The following is a 9,821-nucleotide window of genomic DNA, read 5'->3' on the forward strand; positions in this document are numbered from 1 at the left end:
CCCAGGTAGCCCGCCAGATACTCGGCGGCGGAATCGCCACCGAATGTGGTCGGCAGGGTGAAGGGAAAGCTGTGGACACTTAGGCCTCGGTCAGGAGTGTGACGGCGTGAGCCTGCAGAAGCGCAGTGTCATAACGGGTTACGATGCGGATGCCCACGGAGTCGTAATCACCCCATGTTTGGTCGAGCACTTTGACCTCCGAATCGACGTCCCTCACGACGACAACCTTGCTGAAGTCCACCAGCGCCACCCTGTTCTTGGTGGAGACGGCGGGAATGTTGTCGGTGATGATGACCGGCAGACCGAACACTTGGAAAGCGGCGCCGTTCTGGATCGTGCTGGGGTCAAACAGGTATTGCCGGAAGTCCTGGTCTGAGGTCTCGCCGGGGCTGGCGATCTTGAGCTTGCGCAGGGCGGCGAATGTCGCTGGGGTCATCACCCATTGGGATCGGGAAACATGGTTGGCCTGAGCGGTCGCCATGCCATCGATCAATGAGTCTGCATCGGTCAGATCGAGTGTGCCGGTGGCGATTCCGGTAGCACGGAGGATGCCCTTAATCGTGTTGGATGATCCGGTGCCGTCCCACAGTGCAGCATCCAACGCGTTGGCCACATCGGTGATCAGGCGTTGGCGGAGAACGGTGTCGAGCCCGACAACGGACTGGCGGAGAAGTTCGTTCGATACCCGCGCCAACACCTTGAGAGACTTCAAAGTGCTTGGGAGAAGGGTCACCTCGTCAAAGCCGACATCTCCGTCGGCAATCTGAGACCCCTCAGCCACGAACCCGGCGGTTACGCCGTTGGTGATGCGGGGCACGCGTACGGAGTCGTTGGAGTCCAGGATGGTTGGACCGGCGGCCAGAAACGTGCTGGCCTGTTCTAGGGGTTGGACAAGTAGCTGCGCTACCTGAGATTTGAGCAGCGTTGTATTACTGCCGGTGACCTTAATGGCCATGAGTGAATACGTCCTAAAAGAAACGAAAAGTCAGATGGGGATTGACTTCTCGCCACCCGGACGAAAGGTCGAGAATAGGGAGGCACCCGGCCTCTACCTACGTATAGCTTAGCACAGCTAAGCGAAGTTCTTGAGGATGCCCAACAGATTCACCGGCTCCTTAGCGGTGCCGCGAACACCCTGCCCGATGTCACCGATGGGCTTGCGGGACCGCAGGTGCGGTTTCTGCTGGAGTAGCTCTTCAATGGCGGCGTTCAGCGCCTCGGGGTCATCCAGCAGATCGGCGTCCCTGGTGGGGTCGAACTCGAGGTCTGCCGGATCAGCCAGTCGCCCGGTTGCCCGCACTAGTTCGGTGTGCAGCCGGTGCGCCAGTTCGTCGGCCCGTTGTCCGCGTACGCGAAGCTTGGCGTTCTCGTCGCGAAGTTTCTCCACGTAGGACCGCGAGAATGTGTCGGCGTTCTCCTCGTCGGTGTTCACGGTCTCCGGAGGGTCGACCTCTGCGGCGGCGTCGGCCTCGGTGGCCTCCACCTCGCTGGAGGTTTCCACGTTCTCAGTGGTGTTGTCGTCCATAAAAAGGGCCTCTGATTCGCCTTCTAAGCGATGTTCTCGGGTGGGGCTGGTAGAGATGGGTTGCCTCAGTGGCGAGGTTGCGCAATTCGGCGGCAACCTCGTCGTCGGTGTATCCCAACCGCTTCAGGGTGGTGGTGCGCGACAGAATCCCCGCCGCGAAAAGCTTCTGGGCGGCGTCGGCGGTTTGGGTCTGACTCTGTGTGTCGGCGGGCGCCCATTGCTAGAAAGGTTGAAGATGGATCGCAGCCTGCAAGCACGGCTGGCGTCCCACGTGTCGTGGGTTAACACCGAAGACCGCACTGCCCGCACGGCGAAAGCTCGGCGGGCGCTGGAGGAGAAATTTCCACGCGAAGCTGGCGGGGACCCGCAACGGGCCCAGTCGCTACGCAAGGCCCACTATGCCCGTATGGCGCACAAAAGTGTGATGGCCCGCCGCGCTAGATCCGGTCGCCGCGACGAAGACGCTTAGCGGCCTCTCGCGCCCGCTGATCGGCGGCACTGGCCCCGTAACGCTCCAGCATGGTGTCCGACTTCCAGCCCATCAACCGTTTCAGATCACGTTCCTGCCCACCCGCCATCAGGAAATCGTGGGCGTTGGTATGCCGAAACCGGTGCGGGTAAACGGATTCCGGGTCCAGACCCGCCATGTCCGCGCGCACCTTCACGCGTTTGCGAACCCCATCTGTGCTGAGCCGGCCGCCGAAAGGCAATGGCTCACCGAGCTTTTGGCTGCGGGCTGGGTCGACGTGGTCCGCGTGCTGCACCCCGATGTGGCAGGGCCGTACTCGTGGTGGTCGTGGCGGGGCCGGGCGTTCGACAACGACGCCGGGTGGCGCATCGACTATCAACTGGCCACCCGCACGCTGGCGGCGCGGGCGTGCGCCGCGCGGGTGGAGCGGGCGGCGGAATATGCGTTGCGGTGGTCCGACCACGCGCCGGTGACCGTCGAATATCGCTGATTTCTGTTCCCTCAGTTGAGGCCGGGCGACTCTCCGCTTGCGCCAGACGTAGTCCGGTTCAAGGCTGTGCAACCTTCTGCCGGCATACCGAAACCTTTTGCGTCGCCGCTATTTTCATCATCAGCGAGTGGTCGGCGACCAGGCGCCATCGGTCAGACCGCCACAGCGGCATCGGATCATTGGGCCCGACCCCATCGTCGGGATCAACCTGCCCACCGATTCCGACACAGACATACAGCTTGACAACGCCCGTCATCGCACCCCAACGCACACAAATCGCGAGATAGGGTCAGTCGATGACCACCGCTGGACGCCATCGCGTCGTCATCATCGGTTCGGGTTTCGGCGGGCTGTTCGCCGCCAAGCACCTCAAACGCGCCGACGTCGACGTCACGCTGATCGCGAAGACCACCCACCACCTGTTTCAGCCGCTGCTGTACCAGGTCGCAACCGGCATTCTGTCGGTCGGCGAAATCGCGCCCGCCACGCGAATCATCTTGCGTAAGCAGGAAAACACGCAGGTGCTGCTCGGTGAGGTGGTGGGCATCGACCTGGCGAACAAGACCGTCACCTCGAAGTTGCTCGACTGGGAGCGGGTGATCGAATTCGACAGCCTGATCGTGGCCGCGGGCGCGCAGCAGTCGTACTTCGGCAACGACCAGTTCGAGGCGTTCGCGCCCGGCATGAAAACCGTCGACGACGCGCTTGAGTTGCGCGGCCGCATCCTCGGCGCGTTCGAGGCCGCCGAGGTGACCACCTCGCAGGAGGAACGCAAGCGCCGGCTGACCTTCGTCGTGGTCGGCGCGGGCCCGACCGGTGTCGAGGTCGTCGGGCAGATCGCCGAACTCGCCGACAGGACCTTGACCGGCGCCTTCCGGACGATCGACCCGGCCGAGGCGCGGGTCATCCTCGTCGAGGCCGCGCCCGCGGTGCTGCCGCCGATGGGCCCGAAACTCGGGCTGAAGGCGCAGCGCAGGCTGGAGAAGATGGGCGTCGAGGTGAAGTTGAACACGATGGTCACCGACGTCGATTACATGGGCCTGACGGTCAAGGACAAGGACGGCGAGCAGCACCGCATCGAATGCGCGGTCAAGGTCTGGTCGGCCGGTGTGCAGGCCAGCCCGCTGGGCAAGCTGATCGCCGAGCAGTCCGACGGCACCGAAACCGACCGCGCGGGCCGGGTGGTCGTCGAACCGGACCTGACGGTGAAGGGCCATCCGAACGTGTTCGTCATCGGCGATTTGATGAGCGTGCCCGGCGTGCCGGGCCAGGCGCAGGGCGCCATCCAGGGGGCGGTGTACGCCACCAAGCAGATCAAGGCCGGGCTCAAAGGGAACGACCCCACCGCGCGAAAACCGTTCAAGTACTTCGACAAAGGCAGCATGGCGACGGTGTCGCGGTTCTCCGCGGTGTGCCAGATCGGCAAGCTCGAGTTCGGCGGCTTCCTGGCCTGGCTCGCGTGGCTGGGCCTGCACCTCTACTACCTGGTGGGTGGGCGCAACCGGCTCGTCGCGGTCATCTCGTGGTTCATCACCTTCCTAGGCAGGGGCCGTGGCCAGATGGCGATCACCGAGCGCTGGGTGTTCGCACGCCGGGCGCTCGAGCAGTCCCGGGAGCAGAGCGCCGACAAATCCGTTGGCTGAGGCGTGCGAAAATCGACCCATCATGAGCAACTCCCGCCCCGTCGTCTTTTCCGGTGTCCAGCCCACGTCTGATTCCCTGCACCTGGGCAACGCGTTAGGCGCGATCAAGCAGTGGGTCGGCATGCAGGACGACTACGACGCATTCTTCTGCGTGGTGGACCTGCACGCGATCACCATCCCGCAGGACCCCGAGCAGTTGCGGCGGCGCACGCTGGTGACGGCCGCGCAATACCTGGCGCTTGGCATCGACCCCGCGCGCAGCACCGTGTTCGTACAGAGCCACGTGCCCGCGCACGCCGAACTCGCTTGGGCGCTGGGCTGTTTCACCGGCTTCGGGCAGGCATCGCGGATGACGCAGTTCAAAGACAAGTCGCAGAAGGAAGGCAGCGAAGCCACCACCGTCGGGCTGTTCACCTATCCGGTGCTGATGGCCGCCGACGTGCTGCTGTACGACACCGAACTCGTTCCGGTCGGCGAGGACCAGCGCCAGCATCTGGAGTTGGCGCGCGACGTCGCGCAGCGGTTCAACGCGCGGTTCCCCGACACCTTCGTGGTGCCCGACGTGCTGATCCAGAAGGCCACCGCCAAGATCTACGACCTGCAGGATCCGACGGCGAAGATGAGCAAGTCGGCGGCCACCGAGGCAGGGCTGATCAGCCTGCTCGACGAGCCGAAGGCGACGGCCAAGAAGATCCGCTCCGCGGTGACCGACAGCGAGCGCGAGATCCGGTTCGACCAGGCGGCCAAGCCGGGGGTGTCCAACCTGCTCGCCATCCAGAGCGCCGTCACCGGCACCGACGTCGACAAGCTCGTCGAGGGTTACGTCGGCCGCGGCTACGGCGACCTGAAGGCCGATACCGCCGAGGCCGTCGTCGAGTTCGTCACGCCTATCAAGGCGCGCGTCGACGAACTGCTCGCCGATCCCGCCGAACTCGAGTCGATCCTCGCCGCCGGTGCGGAGCGTGCTCGCGACGTGTCTGCGAAGACCCTCAAGCGGGTATACGACCGGTTAGGTTTCTTAGCGCCACGCGCGTAACCCTCTGGGAGGTCGGAATGGCCGAGCCGGCCGAGCCGGACAAGCCCGGGATGCTGGATCGTCTGCGCGCCAAATACGCTTGGTTCGACCATGCGATGCGGGCGCAGCAGCGCTATCAGGACAGCAAGGGCGACTTCTACGCGGCGGGCATCACCTACTTCACGGTCTTCGCGCTGTTCCCTTTGCTGATGGTGGGATTCGCGATCGGAGGCTTCGTCCTCGCCAGCCAACCGGACCTGCTCACTGAGATCCAGGACAAGATCAAGTCAACGGTGTCGGGCGGGTCCGGCCAACAGCTGGTGAAGTTGATGCAATCGGCCATCGACTCGCGCACCTCGGTCGGCATCATCGGGTTGGCCACCGCGGTGTGGGCCGGGCTCGGGTGGATGGCGAATCTGCGTGAGGCGCTCTCGCAGATGTGGGGTTTGATGCGCCAGGATCCACCGGGTTTTCTGCGCACCAAACTGTCTGATCTGCTCGCGATCACGGGTTTGTTCGCGGCGATCGTGGTGACGATCGCGATGACTGCGCTCGGCAGTTCCGACGTGATGCGGCATGTGCTGGAATGGCTTGGGCTACAGGACCTTCCAGGCGTGAGCCTGGCACTGCGGGCGGCGTCGTTGGTGGTCTCGGTCCTGGTTTCGTGGCTGCTGTTCAGCTGGATCATCGCCCGGTTGCCGCGTGAAAAGGTGAGCTTCCGCAGCGCGCTGCGCGCGGCACTGCTCGCCGCGGTTGCGTTCGAGATCTTCAAGCAGGTGGGGTCGATCTACCTGCGGTCGGTGGTGACAGGCCCGGCGGGCGCGACGTTCGGCCCGGTGCTGGGCCTGATGGTGTTCGCGTACATCACCTCGCGGCTCATCTTGTTCGCGACGGCGTGGGCGGCGACGGCGACCGAAAACTTGGTCGAGGAGCCAATCGAGCCACCTGCGCCGGCGCAGATCACTCCGCGAGTGCAGTTCCGCGAGGGCCTCGGGGTGGGCGGCGCGCTGGCCGCACTGGCTGCGGGAGCCTTTGGGGCGCTGACGTTTTCGCGGTTACGAAGGCACTAACCTTTGCGTGCCGCGGTCAGCACCACGCAGCAGCGGTCGGGCGCCGGGTCCAATTCGGGGATCGGGCCGTGCGGTCCGAGCGCGCCTGCCAGCCCGTCGATCAGGGCGTGGTTCATCTTGCAGACGAGTTCGGTCTGCGCCCGCGCGAGCGTGTGGAACGGACAGTTGGCCATCACGACTCGAGCGTCCTGGCGGCGCGGTTCATAACCGTTTTCGGCAAGGGTTCGCACGGCCAGATCAAGTGCTGCGGTGACGGTTCGCGGAAGCTGATCACCCACGGCGGCGTCGCCGAGGCGACGGCCGTGGGAGTGGGCAAGGCGGTGCAGCACCTCGATGACTGGGGTCCCTGCATCGGTCGACTCGGCGATCGCGTCGGCCATCAACCTGCCTGCCAATTGGTACTGGCGTTCGGGAAGAGAGACGGCGATCTCCCGGTCGGTGCGTCGGTACAGCTTCGCGGGCCGACCCGCCCCCGGGCCACTGCGGCCGCTCACTCGCGCATAGATAGCGTCGAGCAATCCGTCACGTTCGAGACGGTCAAGGTGGAACTTCACCTGGTGCGGCGCAAGGCCGAGGCGGTCGGCCGCGAGTTCACGGCTGACGGGATCGGGTTGGGCGCACACAAACAGATAGAGGCGGCGCCGAAGCGGGTCGGAGAGCGCGCCGATGCCCGCGGCGTCGCGATCGGTGAAGGTCCCAGACACCCTTCTAACGTACAAGACTATTGACGATAGAAGTCGGCAGTTCTAACGTGAGAATTATTATCCGTTAGAAAGGAATGGAGACATGGCTACTTCTGCATATGTCGATCGCACCCGCCTAGCCGACCCGTCCTACCAGGCATTTCTGCTGTTGCGCACGGTCTTCACGGTGGCGCCCATCCTGTTCGGGCTGGACAAGTTCTTCAACGTGATGACCGACTGGCCGAAATATCTCGCCCCGTGGATCGACGGCATCCTGCCCGGGTCCGCCCAGACCGGGATGTACATCGTCGGGGTCATCGAGATCGTCGCGGGCATTCTGGTGGCCGTCGCGCCGCGGATCGGCGCCTACGTCGTTGCTCTGTGGCTGGCCGGGATCATCGTCAATCTGCTGACGGGACCAGGCTTCTACGACGTCGCACTGCGCGACTTCGGCCTATTGGTCGGCGCGTTGGCGCTCGGCAGGCTCGCGGAAGGCCAGCGCGCGCCTCGGCGGATCAGCTGATCGCCTTCAGGCCGATCACGCAGCCGACGATGCCGGTGATCAGCACGAGCTTGAGCGCCGAGGCGCCCTCGTGGCCGGTGAGGATCGCGTAGCCGACCGTGAGAGCGGCGCCGATACCCACCCACACCGCATAACTGGTGCCCGGCGGCAGGCTACGCATCGCGATCGCCAACCCGGCCATCGAGAAGAACAGGGCGACAACGAAAATCACGGAGGGAACGAGTCGGGTGAAACCGCTGGAGCGACTCAGGGCCGTCGCCCACACCGCTTCCAGAACACCCGATGCCATCAAGATCACCCACGCCATGGCGCACCTCCGTACATGCGCCGTCTTGTCGCTGGCCGGGTACGTCGCTCCTCGTCCGGTGTCACTCGCTGACGATCCCGACGGTAGCAAATGAGCCGAATGCCCAGGTGAGCGCGCTAGTGCTGGGGCCGCCGGTTCAGCGATCGTGCGCCGAGGATGAGGCCGAAGACGATGATCGCGCCGACGATGCCGACCCCGACCCGCACCGGCATCGCGTCGATATCCGGCAGCGACGCCGAGGCCTGCGCCGACGCGGGGTTGGCCGCCGCGGTCGGTTCGGGTGCGAGCAACGAGGGATCGGGTTCGATCAGCGTGCCCACTTTGGTGCCGGGCGCCGTCGCGAATCCGTAGTCGAGCAGGTGCGCCGCCTGTTCCCACGGCGCGATCGGCTGGCGAGTTCCCTTGAGCAGCACCGCCATCAGCCGTCGGCCGTCGTGATTGGCGGCACCGACGAAGGTCTGGCCCGCGTCGTCGGTGTAACCGGTCTTGCCGCCCATCGCGCCGGGGTAGTGGTAGAGCAGCTGGTTGTCGTTCTCCACCGGGTAGCCGGCGTCGCCGCGGCCGGGGAAGTCGAAGCTGCGGGTCGCCACGATGTCGGTGAAAATCGGGTTGTGCCACGCATATCGGTAGAACAGGCCGATGTCGTAGGCCGACGTGCTCATGCCGGGTCCGTCCAGACCCGACGGGGTTGCGGCGCGCGTGTCCCGGCCGCCCAGCTTGGCTGCCAGGTCGTTGATCTTCCTCACCGCGGCGTCCATTCCGCCGAGCTGCATGGCCAGCGCATGCGCGGTGTCGTTGCCGGAGTGCATCAGCAGCCCGTGCAACAAGTCGTTGATCGAGTAGAAGCCGTTCTCGCCGACACCGACCTTGGTGCCTTCGGCGTTGGCGTCCTCCTGCGTGCCTGCCACCACTTTGTGGATGGGCAGATCCCTGATCGCCTGCATCGCGATCAGCACCTTGATGATGCTCGCAGGCCGGTGCCTGCCGTGCGGGTCGCGGGCGGCGATGACGTCGCCGCTGTCGATGTCGGCGACCAACCACGCCTCGGCCGAGATGTCGTCGGGCACCGGAGGTGTGCCGGGGGCGGTGATGATGCCGCAACCGGAGAGCCCATCGCCGCCGAGCGGCTTCGCGGGCACCGGTAGCGGCGCGGGCGGATCACCCGACTCCGGCACCTCGGAGGAGTCGACGGCAGGCGGCGTGGTCTCCCGGTACGGGCACACCGGTGCCGCTTCGGGTTCGGCGCTTGCCAGCGCCGGAGCTGCCGTCATGAACAGCGCTATCGCCAGCGCTGCGGCGCGCGGAAACACGACTCGAAAGTTCGCCATCGTGTGCGCAGATTAGGTGGTCCGCCGCCGAAAATCGTGGAGGCGCGCTGTGGCCTATGAGGTCAAAGTTGCGGATGTGACTCGCCAAAACGCCGAAACGGCATTCCAGCACGCTTCTACTCGAACTTTGCGTGCCGGAATGCCGTTTCGCGGCGAACGGGGTTAGAGGCGGCGGCCCGCTTCGCTGAGCACGCCGTGCAGGATGTCGTAGATGGCGTCGAATTCCTTCTGCCCGCTGATCAGCGGCGGCGCCAACTGCACGACTGGGTCGCCACGGTCGTCGGCGCGGCAATACAAGCCGGCCTCGAACAGCGCCGGGGTGAGGAAGCCACGCAACAGGCGCTCGGACTCCTCGTCGTTGAACGTCTCCTTGGTGGTCTTGTCCTTGACGAGTTCGATGCCGTAGAAGAAGCCCTCGCCGCGGACGTCGCCAACGATCGGCAGGTCGTAGAGCTTCTCCAGCGTGGCCCGGAACGCGGGCGCGGTTTCCTTGACGTGGTTGTTGAGGCCTTCGCGTTCGAAGATGTCGAGGTTGGCCAACGCGACCGCGCTCGACACCGGATGCCCGCCGAACGTGTAGCCGTGAGCGAAGGTGGTCTTGCCGTCGTTGAACGGCTCGAACAACCGGTCGGAGGCGATCATCGCGCCGATCGGCGAGTAGCCCGACGTCAAACCCTTTGCGCACGTGATGATGTCGGGCACATAGCCGAAGTCGTCGCAGGCGAACATCGAGCCGATGCGGCCGTAGGCGCAGATCACCTCGTCGGA

11 protein-coding genes, 1 pseudogene and 1 riboswitch are annotated in these 9,821 nt (G+C 65.1%); of the genes and pseudogenes, 5 read left to right on the forward strand and 7 right to left on the reverse strand.

Annotated elements, in window-relative coordinates; genetic code table 11:
* Positions 1-79 precede the first annotated feature (79 nt).
* The 3 genes from A5724_RS05050 to A5724_RS34105 all read right to left on the reverse strand — a co-directional run bounded on the left by A5724_RS05050 (position 80) and on the right by A5724_RS34105 (position 2,172).
* Positions 80-955 (reverse strand): phage major capsid protein, encoded by an 876-nt coding sequence (locus A5724_RS05050; RefSeq protein WP_067797200.1) that lies wholly within the window; start codon positions 953-955, stop codon positions 80-82.
* A gap of 117 nt (positions 956-1,072) precedes the next feature.
* Positions 1,073-1,525: a hypothetical protein gene (locus A5724_RS05055; RefSeq protein WP_067797203.1), complete on the reverse strand. Its 453-nt coding sequence runs from the start codon at positions 1,523-1,525 to the stop codon at positions 1,073-1,075.
* Positions 1,526-1,962: 437 nt separating this feature from the next.
* Positions 1,963-2,172 (reverse strand): tyrosine-type recombinase/integrase, encoded by a 210-nt coding sequence (locus A5724_RS34105; RefSeq protein WP_232004702.1) that lies wholly within the window; start codon positions 2,170-2,172, stop codon positions 1,963-1,965.
* 51 nt (positions 2,173-2,223) lie between these two features.
* Between A5724_RS34105 and A5724_RS34110 the strand changes: the two are divergent.
* The 4 genes and pseudogenes from A5724_RS34110 to yhjD form a co-directional block, all read left to right on the forward strand.
* Positions 2,224-2,484: pseudogene (locus tag A5724_RS34110) on the forward strand (endonuclease/exonuclease/phosphatase family protein); the annotation flags it as partial.
* A gap of 296 nt (positions 2,485-2,780) precedes the next feature.
* On the forward strand, positions 2,781-4,127 hold the full coding sequence (locus A5724_RS05075) for an NAD(P)/FAD-dependent oxidoreductase (RefSeq protein ID WP_067797220.1): 1,347 nt from the start codon (positions 2,781-2,783) through the stop codon (positions 4,125-4,127).
* Positions 4,128-4,149: 22 nt separating this feature from the next.
* Positions 4,150-5,163: a tryptophan--tRNA ligase gene (trpS, locus tag A5724_RS05080; RefSeq protein WP_067797222.1), complete on the forward strand. Its 1,014-nt coding sequence runs from the start codon at positions 4,150-4,152 to the stop codon at positions 5,161-5,163.
* A gap of 17 nt (positions 5,164-5,180) precedes the next feature.
* Positions 5,181-6,212, forward strand: a complete 1,032-nt coding sequence (gene yhjD / locus A5724_RS05085) for an inner membrane protein YhjD (protein ID WP_067797231.1) — start codon at positions 5,181-5,183, stop codon at positions 6,210-6,212.
* Here the strand turns inward: yhjD and A5724_RS05090 are convergent.
* Positions 6,209-6,916, reverse strand: a complete 708-nt coding sequence (locus A5724_RS05090; protein ID WP_067797233.1) for a metalloregulator ArsR/SmtB family transcription factor — start codon at positions 6,914-6,916, stop codon at positions 6,209-6,211. The genes yhjD and A5724_RS05090 overlap by 4 nt on opposite strands.
* Positions 6,917-6,998: 82 nt before the next feature.
* On the opposite strand from A5724_RS05090, the gene A5724_RS05095 reads away from it, so the two are divergent.
* Complete coding sequence (locus A5724_RS05095) at positions 6,999-7,418, forward strand: DoxX family membrane protein (RefSeq protein ID WP_067797235.1); 420 nt, start codon at positions 6,999-7,001, stop codon at positions 7,416-7,418.
* Here A5724_RS05095 and A5724_RS05100 read toward each other — a convergent pair.
* The 3 genes from A5724_RS05100 to A5724_RS05110 all read right to left on the reverse strand — a co-directional run.
* On the reverse strand, positions 7,411-7,725 hold the full coding sequence (locus tag A5724_RS05100) for a multidrug efflux SMR transporter (RefSeq protein ID WP_067797237.1): 315 nt from the start codon (positions 7,723-7,725) through the stop codon (positions 7,411-7,413). The two genes, A5724_RS05095 and A5724_RS05100, sit on opposite strands and share 8 nt — an antisense overlap.
* Before the next feature lie 14 nt (positions 7,726-7,739).
* Positions 7,740-7,803, reverse strand: a riboswitch (guanidine-III (ykkC-III) riboswitch).
* A 38-nt stretch (positions 7,804-7,841) separates the two neighbouring features.
* Entirely contained in the window at positions 7,842-9,053 is a 1,212-nt protein-coding gene (locus A5724_RS05105) for a D-alanyl-D-alanine carboxypeptidase (RefSeq protein ID WP_067797239.1), read from the reverse strand.
* A 162-nt stretch (positions 9,054-9,215) separates the two neighbouring features.
* Positions 9,216-9,821: aminotransferase class III-fold pyridoxal phosphate-dependent enzyme (locus A5724_RS05110; RefSeq protein ID WP_156752137.1), on the reverse strand; the 606-nt coding region annotated here is incomplete at its 5' end.

The organism is Mycobacterium sp. ACS1612, from assembly GCF_001667505.1.
GTDB lineage: Bacteria > Actinomycetota > Actinomycetes > Mycobacteriales > Mycobacteriaceae > Mycobacterium.